This window comes from uncultured Kushneria sp. (assembly GCF_947497025.1).
Classification (GTDB): Bacteria; Pseudomonadota; Gammaproteobacteria; order Pseudomonadales; family Halomonadaceae; genus Kushneria.
In genome coordinates this window covers 101,382-118,367 of sequence record NZ_CANMFC010000003.1, presented here as the reverse complement: position 1 = coordinate 118,367, position 16,986 = coordinate 101,382, and the positions used below count along the sequence as shown (strand labels likewise).

At 58.4% G+C, this 16,986-nt stretch carries 17 protein-coding genes and 2 tRNA genes; 12 read left to right on the top strand and 7 right to left on the bottom strand.

The features are described from left to right. Nucleotides 1–173: 173 nt before the first annotated feature. The 3 genes from Q0931_RS06340 to gltX form a co-directional block, all read right to left on the bottom strand. Nucleotides 174–249 (bottom strand) — tRNA-Glu (locus Q0931_RS06340). An 8-nt stretch (nucleotides 250–257) separates the two neighbouring features. Continuing rightward, nucleotides 258–333: transfer RNA gene (locus Q0931_RS06335), tRNA-Ala, on the bottom strand. A gap of 79 nt (nucleotides 334–412) precedes the next feature. Continuing rightward, nucleotides 413–1,906: a glutamate--tRNA ligase gene (gltX, locus tag Q0931_RS06330; RefSeq protein ID WP_299258402.1), complete on the bottom strand. Its 1,494-nt coding sequence runs from the start codon at nucleotides 1,904–1,906 to the stop codon at nucleotides 413–415. Between the two features lie 162 nt (nucleotides 1,907–2,068). Between gltX and cydD the strand changes: the two genes are divergently transcribed. From cydD to Q0931_RS06315, 3 genes are all read left to right on the top strand, one after another. Beyond that, nucleotides 2,069–3,859, top strand: coding sequence for a thiol reductant ABC exporter subunit CydD (cydD, locus tag Q0931_RS06325; RefSeq protein WP_299258400.1), 1,791 nt, complete (start codon nucleotides 2,069–2,071; stop codon nucleotides 3,857–3,859). Further along, entirely contained in the window at nucleotides 3,852–5,621 is a 1,770-nt protein-coding gene (gene cydC / locus Q0931_RS06320; RefSeq protein ID WP_299258398.1) for a thiol reductant ABC exporter subunit CydC, read from the top strand. Before cydD ends, cydC begins: the two co-directional genes overlap by 8 nt. Nucleotides 5,622–5,697: 76 nt before the next feature. Continuing rightward, nucleotides 5,698–6,462 (top strand): SDR family NAD(P)-dependent oxidoreductase, encoded by a 765-nt coding sequence (locus Q0931_RS06315; RefSeq protein WP_299258396.1) that lies wholly within the window; start codon nucleotides 5,698–5,700, stop codon nucleotides 6,460–6,462. Nucleotides 6,463–6,533: 71 nt separating this feature from the next. Here the strand turns inward: Q0931_RS06315 and Q0931_RS06310 are convergent, their stop codons facing one another. Continuing rightward, nucleotides 6,534–7,511: an NADPH:quinone reductase gene (locus tag Q0931_RS06310; protein WP_299258394.1), complete on the bottom strand. Its 978-nt coding sequence runs from the start codon at nucleotides 7,509–7,511 to the stop codon at nucleotides 6,534–6,536. Between the two features lie 198 nt (nucleotides 7,512–7,709). Between Q0931_RS06310 and Q0931_RS06305 the strand changes: the two genes are divergently transcribed. The 4 genes from Q0931_RS06305 (at nucleotide 7,710) to vsr (ending at nucleotide 10,146) form a co-directional block, all read left to right on the top strand. Then, complete coding sequence (locus Q0931_RS06305) at nucleotides 7,710–8,078, top strand: CidA/LrgA family protein (protein ID WP_299258392.1); 369 nt, start codon at nucleotides 7,710–7,712, stop codon at nucleotides 8,076–8,078. Next, nucleotides 8,075–8,791, top strand: coding sequence for an LrgB family protein (locus Q0931_RS06300; protein WP_299258390.1), 717 nt, complete (start codon nucleotides 8,075–8,077; stop codon nucleotides 8,789–8,791). Before Q0931_RS06305 ends, Q0931_RS06300 begins: the two co-directional genes overlap by 4 nt. A 191-nt stretch (nucleotides 8,792–8,982) precedes the next feature. Next, the gene (locus Q0931_RS06295; protein WP_299258388.1) at nucleotides 8,983–9,612 is read left to right on the top strand and encodes a transcriptional regulator; all 630 of its coding nucleotides are present in this window, start codon (nucleotides 8,983–8,985) and stop codon (nucleotides 9,610–9,612) included. A 60-nt stretch (nucleotides 9,613–9,672) separates the two neighbouring features. Further along, nucleotides 9,673–10,146: a very short patch repair endonuclease gene (vsr, locus tag Q0931_RS06290; protein WP_299258386.1), complete on the top strand. Its 474-nt coding sequence runs from the start codon at nucleotides 9,673–9,675 to the stop codon at nucleotides 10,144–10,146. A gap of 18 nt (nucleotides 10,147–10,164) precedes the next feature. On the opposite strand, the gene Q0931_RS06285 is transcribed toward vsr, so the two are convergent. Beyond that, nucleotides 10,165–11,475, bottom strand: a complete 1,311-nt coding sequence (locus Q0931_RS06285; protein ID WP_299258383.1) for a carbohydrate porin — start codon at nucleotides 11,473–11,475, stop codon at nucleotides 10,165–10,167. 245 nt (nucleotides 11,476–11,720) lie between these two features. Here Q0931_RS06285 and Q0931_RS06280 point away from each other — a divergent pair, with 245 nt between their 5' ends. After that, entirely contained in the window at nucleotides 11,721–12,191 is a 471-nt protein-coding gene (locus Q0931_RS06280; RefSeq protein ID WP_299258381.1) for a copper resistance protein NlpE N-terminal domain-containing protein, read from the top strand. Nucleotides 12,192–12,233: 42 nt separating this feature from the next. Here Q0931_RS06280 and Q0931_RS06275 read toward each other — a convergent pair whose 3' ends face one another. Continuing rightward, nucleotides 12,234–12,428 (bottom strand): CsbD family protein, encoded by a 195-nt coding sequence (locus Q0931_RS06275; protein WP_299258379.1) that lies wholly within the window; start codon nucleotides 12,426–12,428, stop codon nucleotides 12,234–12,236. Between the two features lie 179 nt (nucleotides 12,429–12,607). Here Q0931_RS06275 and Q0931_RS06270 point away from each other — a divergent pair, with 179 nt between their 5' ends. The 4 genes from Q0931_RS06270 (at nucleotide 12,608) to Q0931_RS06255 (ending at nucleotide 15,896) form a co-directional block, all read left to right on the top strand. Further along, nucleotides 12,608–12,922, top strand: coding sequence for a DUF6482 family protein (locus tag Q0931_RS06270; RefSeq protein ID WP_299258377.1), 315 nt, complete (start codon nucleotides 12,608–12,610; stop codon nucleotides 12,920–12,922). Nucleotides 12,923–13,090: 168 nt separating this feature from the next. Beyond that, nucleotides 13,091–13,657: a DUF1415 domain-containing protein gene (locus tag Q0931_RS06265; RefSeq protein ID WP_299258375.1), complete on the top strand. Its 567-nt coding sequence runs from the start codon at nucleotides 13,091–13,093 to the stop codon at nucleotides 13,655–13,657. A gap of 76 nt (nucleotides 13,658–13,733) precedes the next feature. Further along, nucleotides 13,734–14,771 carry a tRNA dihydrouridine(20/20a) synthase DusA gene (dusA, locus tag Q0931_RS06260; RefSeq protein ID WP_299258373.1) on the top strand — a complete coding sequence of 346 codons (1,038 nt, stop codon included), beginning with the start codon at nucleotides 13,734–13,736 and terminating at the stop codon, nucleotides 14,769–14,771. A gap of 147 nt (nucleotides 14,772–14,918) precedes the next feature. Continuing rightward, nucleotides 14,919–15,896: an aldo/keto reductase gene (locus tag Q0931_RS06255; protein ID WP_299258371.1), complete on the top strand. Its 978-nt coding sequence runs from the start codon at nucleotides 14,919–14,921 to the stop codon at nucleotides 15,894–15,896. Between the two features lie 49 nt (nucleotides 15,897–15,945). Here Q0931_RS06255 and Q0931_RS06250 read toward each other — a convergent pair whose 3' ends face one another. Then, the gene (locus tag Q0931_RS06250; RefSeq protein ID WP_108842316.1) at nucleotides 15,946–16,953 is read right to left on the bottom strand and encodes a succinylglutamate desuccinylase/aspartoacylase family protein; all 1,008 of its coding nucleotides are present in this window, start codon (nucleotides 16,951–16,953) and stop codon (nucleotides 15,946–15,948) included. Nucleotides 16,954–16,986 lie beyond the last annotated feature (33 nt).

Here is a 16,986-nt window from a genome sequence, read left to right as displayed (position 1 = left end):
TTATAAAAACAATAAGATAGCCATCGCATCTGAGCCTGTATTGAAGACAGATCAGCGAAAGCCGGAATCGGTGGACAATTAGAGAAGGTGTCAAGACCCTGGTGCAGAAAATTCTGGACGCATCGGGAAATGAGCAAGCGCAGCGCAATGACTGAAATGGATCAGGCAGGAAGTGGCGTCCCATAGGGGGTTCGAACCCCTGTTACCGCCGTGAAAGGGCGGTGTCCTGGACCACTAGACGAATGGGACGCAAAAGGTGGTGGAGCCTAGCGGGATCGAACCGCTGACCTCGACACTGCCAGTGTCGCGCTCTCCCAGCTGAGCTAAGGCCCCATTGCCCCGACCTGTGCAGGTTGACTGCGGTCAGGAACGGGGCGCATCTTACTGATTGTACTGGGAAGCGTCAAGCCTCTTATGCATCAGCGGTGGGCAAATCCCGATATTCCTTTTCCAAGGATTTGGTCTGCTTTTTGGAAACGCCCCCGAGAATGGCAATGGCATGGCGCAGGCGCGCTCGGGTCATGTCCGAGCCCAGAATCACCATGGCGTCCATGACCGAGGTCGAGGTCTGGCTGCCAGTGACAGCAATGAATACCGGGGCCAAAAAGGCCTTCATCTTGAGCTCGAGATAATCTGACAGCAGCTTGACCTCGCAAAGCAGCGCCTCCTTGTCCCAGCTGCGCACGCTTTCCAATCGCCATAGCAGAAACTGCAGGAGTCGAACCGTCTGCTCGCGTGCCATGCCGGTATCATCAAACTGAACGGCCTGCAGGTTCGGCAGTCCCGAGAAGAAATGACCGGCAAGCGGCATCACTTCAGCAAGCGTCTGCACGCGGGGCCTGACCTGGGGCAGAATCTGGCCGACGTACTCTTCGTTAAAGGCCCACTGCATCAGCTTGCGCATCAGGGCTCCATCGTCGAGGTCTTCACGGATATAGACCCCGTTGAGCCACGTCAGCTTTTCGAGATCAAACACCGGCCCACCCAGCGATACGCGCTGGATATCAAAACTTGCCATCATCTCGTCGAGCGTAAACTTCTCGCGCTCATCGGGCATCGACCAGCCCATGCGCCCCAGATAGTTGGTCACGGCCTGGGGCAGATAGCCCATACGCTTGTAGTAGTTGATTGAGGTCGGATTCTTTCGCTTGGAAAGCTTGGACTTGTCCGGATTACGCAGCAATGGCAGATGACACAGCACCGGCATTTCCCAGCCAAAGTACTCATAGAGCAGGATGTGCTTGGGCGCAGAATTAATCCACTCCTCACCACGCAGCACATGGGTAATGCCCATCAGGTGATCGTCGACCACGTTGGCCAGGTGATAGGTCGGCATGCCATCCGACTTCATCAGAATCTGGGCATCCACCTGGGCCCAGTCCACCTCGATCTCACCGCGCAATAGATCGTTGAAGCGACAGCTGCCCTCCCCGGGCACCTTCATGCGCACGACATGCGGCCAGCCTTCCTGCTCGCGTCGGGCGTGCTCGGCCTCATCAAGATAAAGGTCCTCGGGCTTGAGGGCGGCAAAAAGCCCTTGGGCCTTGCGCGCCTCACGCATCTCATCAAGCTCTTCACTGGTGCGATAGCACTTGAAGGCATGGCCACTATCCAGAAGCCTTTGAGCATGCATGGCGTAAATGTCACCGCGCTCGCTCTGACGATAGGGGCCGTGCGGCCCACCCACGTCAGGCCCCTCGGACCACTCAATACCCAGCCAGCGCAGCGAATCCAGAATCATCTGCTCTGATTCGGACGTGGACCGCACCCGGTCGGTGTCCTCGATACGAAGGATGAATTCGCCGCCGTGCTGTTTTGCAAAGCAAAGATTGAAAAGCGCCACATAGGCAGTACCGACATGGGGGTCCCCGGTCGGCGAAGGGGCAATACGCGTGCGTACAGTCATGAAAACGGCCATTGGCTGGAAAACGTGCCACTATTATACGCCAACTGAGGCCCGCACTTAAGGTGGCACACGGTGCTGTTCCGGCACGGCTGCGACGAAGTACCGCTGTGCGTGCAGGCGCATTTTTGTTGATATTGTATGCCCGCTCTCGATGGAGCCGTCATGACCTCGAATGAAACACCGCGTCAGTGGCTGAAGCGCACTGCCAGTCGAGGCGCTCGCTGGAGCCGACTTTCAGTCATTGCAGGCACCCTTTCAACGCTGGTTCTACTGGTGCAGGCATGGTGCATTGCCACCATTGCCCAGCGCATGGTGATCGACAGCACCGACTTCTCCGCTCTTGTAACGCCACTGCTGTTGCTGCCGCCGGCGTTTATCGCTCGAGGACTACTGGTGCGAGCCCGCACCATTTGTGGCGCCCGCTGCGGTATCGAAATACGTCAGTCCGTGCGTCGGGAACTACTTGAGCGTATCGCCGTTCTTGGCCCGCTGTGGGCGCGACGTCAGCACAGCGCCACGCTGAGCAACCGCATCTGGGATCAGGTCGATGCCCTGCAGGGCTTTTACGCCGACTATCGTCCTCAGATGCTGCTGTGCGGGATTATCCCGATCATTATTTTAATTGCTGTCGCTCCCCTGAGCTGGGCGGCTGCCCTGATTCTGATCGCCACCGGCCCGTTGATTCCGATCAACATGGCCATGGTAGGCATCGGCGCCAAAAAGCGTCAGGAAGATCAGTTTCTGGAGATGGGTCGCATGAGCCGGCACTTTCTGGATACGCTCCAGGGCCTTTCCACACTCAAGCTTTTCGGGATCAGCAAGCGTCAGGCCGGCGAAGTCCATACGGCGTCCGAAAGCTTTCGACGTCGCACCATGCGCGTCCTGCGCCTGGCATTTTTGTCCTCGGCCGTACTGGAGTTTTTTGCCTCGGTCTCCATTGCCCTTCTGGCGCTCTATCTGGGCTTTGTCTATCTGGGCCAGTTTCATTTCGGCATGTATGACCATGGCATCAATCTTTTCATGGGCCTGTTTATTCTGATTCTGGCCCCCGAATTCTATCAGCCCCTGCGCGATCTGGGCGTTCACTATCACGCCAAAGCCGAAGCCGAAGCCGCCGCCGAAGATCTGATGCCCATTCTCAACCGGCGCGTATTCGAACGCGATACCCATCAGACCGCATGGCAGCCGGAAGGCAGCCTCGCCCTCTCTCTTGAAGGACTGACGGCGCGTTACGCCGGGCGCGCATCTGCAGCGCTGGATGACGTTTCCATCGAGATTCGGGCTCAGGAGATGCTGGCCGTTATCGGACCAAGCGGTGCGGGCAAATCGACGCTGCTCAATGTGCTGATGGGGTTTATGCACCCTGAAGCCGGGACGCTGAGCGTCGTGGAGAGCGGCCAGCCACCACGCGCGCTGATCGATATCCGCTCTGATGACTGGCAGCGCCAGATCGCCTGGGTCGGCCAGACGGCGGTCATTGTCTCCGGGACGCTGGCCGAGAACCTGCGACTGGCCAACGCTCAGGCAAGTGACCAGAACCTGCTTGACGCCCTGGAACAGGCTGCGCTCCATCACTGGCTTGCCGAGCTGCCCGATGGGCTTGAAACACGACTGGGAGAAGGCGGCCGGGCCGTCTCTGGTGGTCAGGCACGACGCATCGCCCTGGCACGTGCCTTTCTACGCGATGCGCGTCTGGTGCTGCTTGATGAGCCGACTGCCAGCCTTGACCAGGCCAGTGAACGGCTCGTCATGGAATCTCTGGCGCGACTTTGCCAGGGGCGCACGGTGGTCCTGTTGACGCACCGTATGGAGCTTCTGGCACTGGCGGATCGGGTCCTGATGCTGGATCAGGGTAACGTTCAGGCGCTGGAGACACTTGACGACCTGCGCGCGCCGGGCGGGCCGCTGGCGCGCTCAGTGACAGCCCATCCTTCGGAGACGCGCGATGTTTAGACAGCTGTTGCCCTACCTGCGCCTCATGACACCCTGGACCTGGCTGCTGGGCATTGGCATTTCCCTGCAGCTGATGGCGCTGGCCTCCAGCATTGGTTTGATGGCGCTTTCCGGCTGGTTTTTGTCCGCCTCGGCACTGGCAGGGCTGAGCATTGCCACGGCACATACCTTCAACTATCTACTGCCATCAGCCGGCGTCCGTTTTTTTGCCCTGTCGCGTACCGGCGCCCGCTATGGCGAGCGACTCGTCACCCATGACGCGACCTTTCGTTTACTGTCGCGGCTACGCAAGCATGTCTATGAAAGACTTGAGCCGCTCTCACCCGCCCAGCTGCAACGGCACGGGGAAAGCGAGCTCATGACGCGTCTGACGGCCGACGTGGACGCGCTTGACGGCCTCTATCTACGGGTACTGGCGCCTTCCGTTGTGGCGCTTATGGGCATCGTAATCTGTGGCGTGGTCATCGGCGTCTTTGCCCCAGCCATCGGGCTTTTTGCCGCACTGGCCCTGCTGGTGTCGGGCCTTTTGGGACCCTGGCTTGCCTGGCGCGCCGGTCAGGCCCATTCCGATGCCTGGCATCAGGACAACACCCGGCTGAGGGCGCGCCTGCTGGAGCGCCTGAATGGCCTTTCGGAACTGATGATTTATAATCGCTGGCATGGTGAGGTCGACAACCTCATCGAAGGACAGCAGACCCGGGACGCCCATGAATACCAGCTTGCCCGCCAGTGGGGCAGCTCGCAGCTGCTGTCCCAGACGCTGCTGGGCCTGACGCTGACCGGAGTGCTGGGCATGGCTGGCTGGGCGGTGACCCAGCACGGCATGAATGCCACCCTGGTCGCACTCATGGGCCTTGCCATCATGGGCGCCTTCGAGGCCATCGCCCTGCTCCCACAGGCCTGGCAGAATCTGGGTCGCATTCAGCGTGCCGCAACACGCCTTGATGAGATCCGACAGCGCGTACCGGAAACCGATTTCCCTGCAGATAGCGAACAGTGCCTGCCGAAAGATCATCGCCTGTCCATCAATCAGCTCAGCGTGCGACTTGATGCGAGTATCGCCGCCCTCTCCTCGGTCAGCCTGGAGGTCGAAGAAGGCGAGCACCTGCTGATTCTCGGCCCTTCCGGTAGTGGCAAGACGACCCTGTTCAACAGCCTGATCCGATTCGTTTCGCCCAGTGAAGGCACCATTATGCTGGGAGGCGCGCCTCTGAATCAGCTGAGCGAGGCGACCCTGCGCGCTCAATTTGCCGTGGCCCAGCAGGAAACGCATCTGTTTACGGCCAGCTACCGCGACAACCTGACCATGGGTCAGCCCATCGATGATGAGACCATCATGGGGGTACTCGATACCCTGGCGTTGCGCGACTGGCTGGAACAACAGCCTGACGGATTATCGGGCTTTCCGGACGAGCGCGGCAGCTCGCTGTCCGGCGGGCAGCTCCGACGCTTTGGCATTGCTCGCGCCCTGCTGCGCAAGGCCCCCATTGTCCTGCTGGATGAGCCCACTGAAGGGCTTGATGAAGCCACCGAGCAGCAGGTATGGCATGCGATTCGCAACCGTTGCCAGGGGCGTACGCTGATCGTCATCACGCATCGTCTGACCCGGATTGAGGATTTTGATCGGATCGCCATGCTCGATGAGGGGCATCTGGTCGAATACGACACCCCCCAGCGCCTTCTGGCAGATCCCGGCAGCCGGCTTTCAGCCCTGTGTCGGCGCATCGATCCCGAACTTGCCGGTCTCATGCGCTCCGCCTGATATTGCTGAACCCGCTACGCTGGTGAAAAACCTTCATCCTCTGACGACCGTTTCTCATCGACCAAGCGAGCCAGACATGCCTGACCATCTTCCCGAGCAGTACACCGCCGTCATCACCGGCGGCGGGGGCATCGGCCGCGCCCTGCTGACAAGGCTTTGCCGTGATCCGCGCGCCGGTCGGCTGATTGTCGTCACCCGCCATCGCGCGCACCTGGAGCAGGATACGCAGCTCGAGATCGAACGCCTCGAGATCGTTGAGGCCGACGTCACCACCGAGTCGGGGCTTCAGACGCTCAGTGATTACCTCGACCAGACACCGGTCCACCTGCTGCTCAATACCATTGGTGTCCTGCACGATGGACAAAGTGATCAGTCCGTGGCCATTGCGCCTGAAAAACGAATTGAAAGACTCTCCTTTGACACTCTGCATCACGCCTTTCACGTCAACGCAGCGACAGCCGCCATGCTGGTCAGTACGCTGATCGATCGCATGACACGTCATCCGGTCATTATTGCCACGCTATCGGCACGGGTAGGGTCAATCGGGGATAATGAACTGGGGGGCTGGTACGCCTATCGCGCCAGCAAGGCAGCGCTCAACATGCTGATGAAAACGGCATCGGTCGAGTTTAAACGGCGTAATCCGCAGGCCATTGTGCTCTGCCTGCACCCGGGTACGACGGACACCGAACTATCAAGACCCTTTCAGGCCAGAGTGCCGCAGGAGAAACTGTTCACCCCGGACTTTGTCGCCGAGCGGCTGCTGGAGGTGATCAATCGACGCACTCCTGAGGACAGCGGTGCGTTTTACGACTGGAACGATATGCTCATTGAGTGGTAGACAGGCATGCGCTGGCAATCAATCATCCTTTCAAAAGCCGCCAGCGCAGGCCCTATCTCTGGAAATCCTGATCAGGGAATCAGAATGGTCGAGCCGGAGGTGCGGCGTGAGGCAAGGTTTTGCTGCGCCTCGCCTGCCTCATCAAGCCGGAAGCGACAACCAATATTGACGTGCACGCTGTCATTGGCCATGACCTGGAAAAGCTCCTGGCTCATCGCTTCCAGTCGTTCGCGGGTATCGGCGTAGCCGGCAAGGCTGGGGCGCGTCACAAACAGCGATCCTTTCTTGTTCAGCGTGGCCAGGTTGACCCCTTCGACCGGGCCGGACGCATTTCCAAAGCTCACCATCAGTCCGCGCGGCGCCAGGCAGTCCAGTGAGGTTTCCCAGGTGTCCCGACCCACCGAATCATAAACCACCGGGCACATCTCCCCGTCGGTCAGTTCCCGAACGCGCTCTACCACGTTCTCTTCGCTGTAGTTGATGGTCGCCCAGGCGCCGTTTTTGCGGGCAAACTCTGCCTTTTCCGGTGTGGACACGGTGCCGATCAGGCGTGCTCCCAGGCTTCTGGCCCACTGACAGGCGATCAGCCCCACACCACCAGCGGCGGCATGAAAGAGAAAGGTATCGCCGCTTTTGATCGGATAGACCTGACGCAGCAAATACTGCACCGTCAGCCCTTTCAGCATGGCCGCCGCTGCCTGATCAAAGCCAATGCTGTCCGGCAGCATCACCACCTTGTCGGCCGGCAGGGTGTGATGGGTGGCATAGGCGCCCAGAGGGCCCGTCGCGTAGGCCACGCGGTCGCCTTCCCGGAATTCCTTGACCTCTTCCCCCACAGCCTCGATGACGCCTGCTCCTTCGGTGCCCAGACCAGAGGGCAGCTCACTGACCGGGTAAAGGCCGGTACGTACATAGATATCGATAAAATTAAGGCCAATGGCCCAGTTGGTCACACGAACGTCTCGCGGACCGAGCGCCTCAGGCTCAAACTCATGCATCCTGAGCACTTCCGGCCCGCCGGTTTCTGCAAATTCAATGCGTTTTGCCATGAACCATTGCCTCAATCGAAGGTATGTATAAAGCGTCGTCAATATCAGTCAGACAGGCGAGCTGATGTCAGAGAGCATTCACGATTTATCACTGCACTCCCTTATATCATTAGCGTATCATGAGCTGAAGCCCAGGCCTGTCAGAGCGGTACTGTCTGTCAGCAAAAGGGAATTGATCCGCTTATTCCAGAGGCCGTAATGTTAAAGGGGTTCATGTGGCTGATGATCTTTCTGGTCATCGGCAATCTTTTACAGACCATGTTGTCGCTACCCGTGGTCGGGAGCGTACTGGGCATGCTGATACTTTTTACGGTGCTGATTGTACGCCGGCGCTCTTCACGCTCGATGGCCGTCGCCGCCAGCCACCTGATCCATTATTTCACCCTGTTGATCCTGCCCAGCGCTGCCGGCCTTTTCTTTCTGGGCACCACGTTGACCGATAACTGGCTCAGGCTTCTGGTTGCCATCGTGCTGGGCACCCTGATCAGCAGCGTGGTCACGCTTTTGACCATGCAGGCCATGGTGCGTTGGCAGCAGCGGCGCGACGAGGCAGCAGGCACCCCATGAATCTTCAGGCACTGGCCCATGAAATGATGGCCACCCCGGCACTGGCCGTGGTAATTACCCTGGCCGCCTATATGCTGGCCCTGTCGCTGCATCAATTGATGCGCTATCCCAGCTGGGCACCACCAATGCTGACCGGCAGTCTGATGCTGGCGTTTTTCATTGTGGTACTGCCAATCAATTACGACACCTACTATCTCGATGCCCATTGGCTGACGCTGCTGCTGGGGCCGGCCACGGTGGGTCTGGCGATTCCCCTTTACGAGCAGTTTCAACATATCAAGCGTCTGCTGATTCCCGTCACGGTGAGCCTTGTCATCGGCTCGATCACCGCCTGCGCTGCGACCCTTTCCATCGCCTGGGCACTGGGGCTTTCGCCTGCCATTCTGGCCTCACTGGCGCCCAAGTCGCTCACAACACCCATCGCCATCGGTGTCTCCGAAGGGCTGGGAGGTTACCCCGGCCTGACGGCAGGCATTGTCACCGTGACCGGAATTCTGGCCGCCTCTACCATCCCGCCACTGGCTGCCCTCCTGCGCTGTCAGGATCCTCGTGTCATCGGCCTGGCGCTGGGTCTCAACGGGCATGGTCTGGGCACCGCACGCGGGTTTGGTATCGATCCCCAAACCGGCGCCTTTGCCAGCCTTGCGATGGGACTTAACGGAGCCCTCAGCGCCATCGTCCTTCCGCTGCTGGCCGGCTGGCTGAATCACTGACAACGCATCAGGTTTAACTGATGTCTTTTTTGAAAAAGGCTTCCATCTTTTTCGCTTTTACGAATAAACAGGCTAACACTAAAAAATTAAATCTACTGATCGCTCTTGTGTTCAATTGGTGACAAACTACTAAACATACTTAACACTTGGATCGCTATGCTGGCTCGCTTATGAGACATGTGAGGCCACGCATGAACGAGTTGGGCGAGCGCATTCGCAAATTGCGAGAACAGTGTGGATTAAGCAAGGCGGAGCTGGCCCGTCGCGTAGGCGTTTCAGATGTCACCATTTCCTACTGGGAAAATGGCACCATCAAACGCGTCGGACACTCGCGCCTTGAGCCGTTGGCCAAAGCACTGCGCTGCAGCATCGGACATCTGCTGGGCAATGACCGGGATGCCCATGGCAGCAGCCATGCCATATTGTCGTCACTACCCCTTTATCCACTAACAACATCTCCCGAAGCGATCGGCATCAGTGCCATGCCGATCTCGCATTTTCCCATGGGCTTTATCGATAATGAGCTGATCAAAAAGGACGACTATTTGCTGACGCCTCAGCATCCCGGACACTTCGATTTCTGTCCTCCGGGCACCTTGATGCTGGCAAGAAAGTGCCCCCGATTTGATGGCAATGGCCTCTATCTCGTTGAAAAAAATGCCCGCCTGATGGTCAAGAGAGTCGAGCAGGATTTCAACATGATTCTGAACGTTTTCGGCGACATTGACACGTGCAATCCCGAAGAGAGAACGCACGGCGACACGCTCGTCTTTCATGCCACCATCCCTGCCATCTGGTCGATGAAAATCATGAACTTTTGACGTTACGCTCAGAAATGATCTCCTACACTAAACGCTTTAATCTTTGTGAATCGGGAGATCATGACCTTGGTCGATATGGTCGACGCTGCGACGCGCTCTCGCATGATGGCAGGTATTCGGGGCAAAAATACGAAACCCGAGCTTCTGGTCAGGCGCTATCTACATGCCTGTGGTTATCGATTCCGGCTGCATCGACGTGATTTGCCGGGTACGCCTGATATTACCCTGCCACGTCATCATTGCGTTGTGTTTGTGCACGGCTGCTTCTGGCATCGCCACGAGCACTGCTTCTATGCCACCTCACCGGCGACGCGAAAAGCCTTCTGGCAGGAAAAGCTGGCAGGTAATGTCACGCGCGACTGGCGCCAGCTGGAACAGCTTAACGCTCTGGGGTGGCGAGCAGTCGTTGTGTGGGAGTGCGGACTTCGTCACATGCCCGAGCAGCTTCACGAGGTCGTGCCGCTGATCGAGCAAGGATCATGGGTTGAGGAATGGCCTGCTCAGCCACCACGAACCCGCAGGACGCCGCAATAGCAGCGCCCTGCATGGGGCCTAGAAAGTGGCCAGTACCGAAAGACCTGCTATCCAGGCATTGTCCACGTCGCTGTCTGCTCCGGGATGACGCACGAACTGCAGGTTGGGACGAAAGGCCAGCCAGTTTGTCGTTTGCAGGGAGTAGTAAACTTCGGCGTTGTACTCTTCGCCCTGATGGGGAACGTAGTTTAACGAGGAAGACCCGCCCACGAGCGACGCATTCCCGGAACGTGACCAGTCATTGTAGTCATCGTTGACATGGACATAGGCCAGGCCCAGCCCGACTTCATCCTGCTCACGACCATCAAAGGGTCCGGTATAGGTCACACCGGCCGACAGGTAGCGATCAAAGGTGGCCGTATCGCCATCGTTCCACGTCCCCATGCTGAACACGCCAAGACCGCGGTTGCGATCGTTGTCATGACTGGTGACCTGCTGGTCGATGACGTAGTAAAGACCGTAGCGATGCCCCTTTTCGGCATCCGAGTTCTTGTCACGCGATGAGTAATCGTCGGCATCAGCGCTGCTGTAGTAGTACCCCAGACGGTAATGACCGGGCAGGTCGTTGAACCCGTGCTCCGGTTCAAAGCCATATTCAACCGGAATAAGCGTGCCGCTGGTGCCACTGTGCTTCAGATCCAGCCCATGATCGCGATCAAGGTTGGACTCATTGAGATTGAAAAACCCGATCTGCGCATACTGATCACTGGTGATGTTCCACTTGCCGACCATCGCCCACTGGGAGATCGGCCAGTTGTACCAGATACCGCCATTCTGGTTACCGGGCTCGCCACTGCCCAGGTAGAGATTCTGAAAATTGCTGTCGATGACGGCAAAATCATCCCCTACCGGCACTCGTCCTGCCTTGATCTCGAAGGTGTCATCCATATAGGACTGGCCGTACCACAGCTGGGTAATACGGGTAACGCTACCGCGTCCGTAGACCTCCTGACTGGAAGAGCCACCGACGCTATTGGGATTGTTGATGACGTCGTTGGTCAGGCTTTCACCATTACGATCGGTCAGGGTGAGCTGAAACCGGGCATTGGGCACGCCAAACAGGCGGTCAAGGTCGAAATTGGCACCGGCGGTCCACTGGTCGGCATAGCGGCCGGTGTGCTTGTCGCGAAAACCGCCATCGACGGAATAGGCCATCTCGGAGATGTATTCAAAACGAAAATTCACGCCCTGATCGGCCAGATCAGTACGCGCACCACCCCAGTCACCGAACATGAAATCGCCATCGGGATCGAAGGCACCCGCGGCCCAGCCCGATGATGAGAGGCTCATGCCCATGAGCGCCAGCGTGCAACACAATCCCTTTTTCATGTCCCATCCCTTTACAATGTCATATTCGAATTAAGTTAAAGAAAAGAGATTTTCGCCTTGAACGTAGTGAACAACAATAGTTCCTGGACCATAGTCGAGAAGCAATAGACATTATGTTGGCCCGGCCAGGCGACGAATTCCTCACAAGAGACATGACAGAGCGGATCGTTTAGGCTTCACGACAGAGCCATGGCATGGGTTCATGGTCGCCTGCGCAGGACAAAAGGTTTCATAACAGTGAGGGCATGACTTTGACACGTTTTAGCGCACTGGCGCTGACAGCAACGCTTCTAGGGTTTTTGGTGACGGGCTGTGATACAGGCGATGAAAACCCGGCGACCAGTTCGTCACAGCGCAGTTCCGGCACCAATCAGATCTATGGTGGCTCCCTGCCGTGTGACAACTGCGACGGCATCGATACCGAGGTGGCCCTGAACTTCAGCACGGACAGTGCCGGTGGTGTCTACACCCTGACAGAGACGCCGCAGGGTGGCCCCGCAGATGGCCAGACACAAAAGCGCAAGGGGAACTGGAAGGTCATCAGTGGCAATGCCGTGCCCGGCGGCGGCACAGTCTATGTGTTACACCCTGCTCGCGGCGACGAAGAGCATGAGCCCATCTATCTGCTGATGGAAAGCAACACCACGCTGCAGCTGGTGGATGAGCATTTCAAACCACTGGATACGTCACACAATGACGAGCTTCACAGGCTTTGATATGTGAACAGGCTCTGAGGCGTTAAAAAATATCCTGACATCTCAGCGTTGGCCGTGCAGCGTCTTTTCGGCCTGACGCTGGGCCTCTTTTGCAGAGAGCCCCTGCTCTTTCTCGAGTCGGGCAGCCAGCTGCTGGATCTCGCCCTCATCGCTGAGTTTCTCATCACCACCCAGCGTTCCCCACGCCTCCTTGACCTTGCCCTTTAAATCTTCCAATGGCGGACTCTTGTCACTCATTTAAATGTCTCCCGGTCATCAGGCATATGAATATGACATCGATCATAGCGTCTGGGGCTGCAGTGCGGTATCGGCCTCTAGCGCCTCATGACAATTTTTAACCCTGGATCAACGTGGCTTTCCGCATAGACAGGCTACATTGAAAAGGCTTATTGATGATGGAGGCCATGGAGAGGCAGATGAAACTCAACGAACTGACTGAAAAGGCACACGCCGGCCAGCTTGATGAAATTGTCATCGAGTCGATGGAGGGCGATATCTTTACCCTGCATATCACGACTCAGGGCGAGGTCGACACGCTGCTTAATGAAGACGGCACCATCCTGACGCCTCAGTCTCTCAACGCCGCCAAGACCCTGCTGCGTGATATCGGCGGCATGAAAGACGTTCCGATCTACTTCAAGCACAGCGTCGCACATGATGAAATGATGGGCTCTGAAGCTGAAACCGCCGATGACCGCATGCCCATTACGCTTGAAGGCCAGGTTCAATAGCCTGATGGCTGGCAGTATGTGCCCGTCATGCGATCTGGTGTGTTGCATCATGCTCATCGTGGCCGATGCTTATAGAGATTGATTCGGTGCCTGTCGAGACTGGTGACTGGTATAGTGTTACGGGGCCGACACACTGTTGGCCCTTTTCCTTTTTAAAAAGAGCCTATCGTGACAACACATCCCCTGGAGACCACCCGACGCTGGGTCAGAGACTGGGTCATGGCGCAGGACCTGTGCCCGTTTGCCGCTGCCGAGTTTGAACGAGAGCGTATTCGCTACCGCCAGCTGGACGGCGCTGATGATGCTGCCCTGCTCATGGCCGTGATCGAAGAATGCGAATATCTTGATGATCATCAGGACATGGAAACCACGCTGCTGGTGCTCACGCCCGGCGCCGAGGATTTCTTCACCTTCCTGGACAAGCTCGACATGGCCGAGCGACTCATGATCAGCGAAGGTTATGAAGGCGTCTATCAGCTGGCAAGCTTCCACCCTGACTATCTGTTTGGGGACAGTCAGGCCTCGCCCGGCCAGGAAGACCCCGCGGATTACACCAACCGCTCCCCCTTCCCGCTGTTTCATCTGTTGCGCGAAACCAGCCTCGAAGCCGCACTGGCGCGTTTCCCGCATCCCGAACGTATCCCCGAGCGCAATCAGGCGCATTTGAGACAACAGGGCATAGCATGGTGTCGACAGATCCAGGACGCCATTTCCAGTGAGACGCCATCGTCCTGATTGGGCGAATGGCCGGGGCTGTGAGAAAATAACGTCCTGTCTCCAGACCGACCCGTAACGCCGGAAAACATCTGTCATGCCTGCCACCACTTCGTTTCACGCCGCTGACGCCGCGCGTCGTTTTTCCATTGCCCCAATGATGGATTGGACGCCCCGTGATCAGCGAGCATTCGCACGCACCCTGACCAAACGCGCCCTGCTCTATACCGAGATGGTCACCACCGGTGCCATTTTGCACGGCACGCCGCGCGAGCGCTTTCTCGGCCATGACGCTCTGGAATATCCGCTGGCCCTGCAGCTGGGCGGCAGTGACCCGGCAGCGCTGGCCGAATGTGCCGCCATTGCCGAAAGCTGGGGTTATCAGGAGGTCAACCTGAACGTCGGCTGCCCGAGTGATCGCGTGCAAAACAACATGATCGGTGCCTGCCTGATGGGGCATCCCGAGCTGGTGGCACGCTGTGTGTCAGCCATGCAGGCAGCCGTCTCGATTCCGGTCACGGTCAAGTGTCGTATCGGCATCGACGATCAGGACGAGGATGAGGATCTGGCGCGCTTTATTGATACCGTCGCTGCCGCCGGCTGTACGACCTTCACCGTGCATGCCCGCAAGGCCTGGCTCGAGGGACTCTCTCCCAAACAGAACCGTGACGTGCCGCCGCTGAACTATCCACGCGTGCATCGTCTCAAAACGGCTCATCCCGAACTGCATATCGGTCTCAATGGTGGCCTCAAGACCATCAGCGACTGTCAGCGCGAGCTTGAGCATGTCGACAGCGTCATGGTCGGTCGTGAGGCCTATCAGAATCCGTTTTTACTGGCGCATGTCGACCGCGATATCTTCGGTGAGGAGACCACGCCACCGACCAGGCACGACGCCATGCAGGCCTTTCGACCCTACCTGATATCGCGTCTTGAATCGGGCGTAAGGCTCAATCACATCACGCGTCACCTGCTCGGTCTCTTTACCGGTTGCCGCGGGGGTCGCCGTTTTCGTCGCTATCTATCCGAAACCGCTCACCGTCCGGATGCCGGCATCGACGTTTTCGATCAGGCACTCGCCCTGGTGAACGATATCGACGCCGAACGCGAACTGCCGGCGCACATGCCGGACTGACTGACACATCAATCACGGCCCTGCCTCTTTTCGCCCCGGCACCGAGCTACTGGCAGCCTTTCCGATTTGTCCTTTCAGCCACCCTGGCCATACTTGATCTACCGCCCGGGACAGTCCCGGGCACATCATGACCGTCAAGGAGGCGCCATGCGTTTTGAACTGCCAGGCAAAATGGGACTGGGCACAGCACCTCTGGGCAACATGTTTGAGGAAGTGCCGGATACGCGTGCCATCGAGACGCTTCGCACGGCATGGGACGCCGGTATTCGCTATTTCGATACCGCGCCGCAGTACGGTGCCGGCCTTTCGGAGATGCGTCTGGGGGAAGCCCTGGCCGACGAACCCCGGGGGACGTATGTGGTGTCTACCAAGGTGGGGCGACTGATTCTTGATGAGCAGGAGCCCAAGCAGGGCATCTTTGCTCACGGGCGCACCAACAAGGTGGCGTATGACTATTCAGAATCCGGGACTCTGCGCTCCATTGAAGAAAGCCTTGAACGCCTGAACATGGATCGCATCGATATTGCCTGGATCCATGACTGCGCGGCTGATGCCCATGGTGAGCACTGGGAAGAAGTGCATGATCAGGCCATGAACGGTGCCGCACGTGCGCTAACGCGACTGCGCGAGGAAGGCGTGATTCGCGCCTGGGGGCTGGGGGTCAACCGTGTGGAAGCCTGTACGCGCGCGCTTGAAAGGGCCGACCCCGACGGCTTTTTGCTCGCCGGGCGCTATTCGCTGCTCGACCATGAAGGCGCACTGGACACCCTGCTGCCGGAATGCGACCACCGCGGCGCACGTCTGGTCATCGGTGGGGCCTATAATTCGGGCATTCTGGCCGGCGGTGATCACTATGACTACAAAAAAGCCTCCGATGAGGTGCGTGAGCGCACCCGACGGCTGCGCGACATCTGCGAGCGTTTCGGGGTCGATATTCGCGCCGTGGCGCTGCAGTTCAGTGCTGCACCGCGTGCCGTGGCCGCCGTGATTCCAGGCACCACCCGACCCGAGCGCATTGCCGAAAATCAGGCGCTGATGACCACTGCCATTCCCAATGCCCTGTGGCAAACCCTCTGGAACGAGGGACTGGTATCAATGGATGCGCCCATCCCCGGTGCGGCCTGAGGCTGTGTCGGCAGCATATCCTGACGCTTCGGCGTCAGGATCCATGCGACTACTCGACTCGCGCCTGCCAGGCTTCAACAGCCTGCTCTGCATCCTCGATTTCGTGAAAACGGGCGATATGAAAGACTGCTTCGCCTTCATTGACCAGTGGCAGATTGCTCATGCCGATGACAATGCCGTCACTGGATGCCAGCACATCCCCCTCCTCGTTACCAAATGGGCCGGCCACGATCCCCAGCCGTTCGCCCTTGACCACACGCGCCCCGAGTCGAACGCGTGGACGCAGCACGCCATCGATGGGTGCACGCGCCCAGCTCGAACTGCGTGCCACTTCAGAGGCCGGTACCTTGCTGCCGCGACCGGCCGGCAGCATGTCCAGCAGCCGCATGACGCGTAATACGCCGCGCACACCGGCACTGATGGCCCAGTCATCAAAACGCAGCGCCTCTCCTGCCTCATAGGTCAGCACCGGAATACCGCGACGCTCGGCGTATTCACGCAGACTGCCACCGCGCAATTCAGCATTGAGAATTACCGGAGCACCGAAGGCATCGGCCATGTCGCGGGTCTGTTCGTTGCGCTCCAGCTGAGCGCGAATCTGGGGCAGGTTGGTGCGATGAATGGCACCGGTATGCAGATCCAGAATATGCGTGGCCAGATCCACGACCTGTTCGCGAAAAAGCGCCGCAATACGGGACCCCAGAGACCCGGATTCACTGCCGGGAAAGCAGCGATTCAGGTCCCGGCGATCCGGCAGATAACGACTGTGCTGTACAAAACCGAATACATTCACGATCGGTACGGCAATCAACGTGCCGCGCAGCCGTGACAGGGAACGCGTCTTGAGCACCCGACGGACGATCTCCACGCCGTTGATCTCGTCGCCATGAATGGCACCGCAGACCAGCATGACAGGCCCTTCCCGGCGGCCGTGAACCACCTCGACCGGGATATTGAGTGGCGTGTGGGTATAAAGGCGGGCGACCGGTACATCGATCTGGCGACGCTGGCCGGGAAGCACCTTCTCTCCCGCCAGTACAAAGGCATCACGAGCCATACGAATACTCATCAAAGCGTTTCAGGAAAGTCA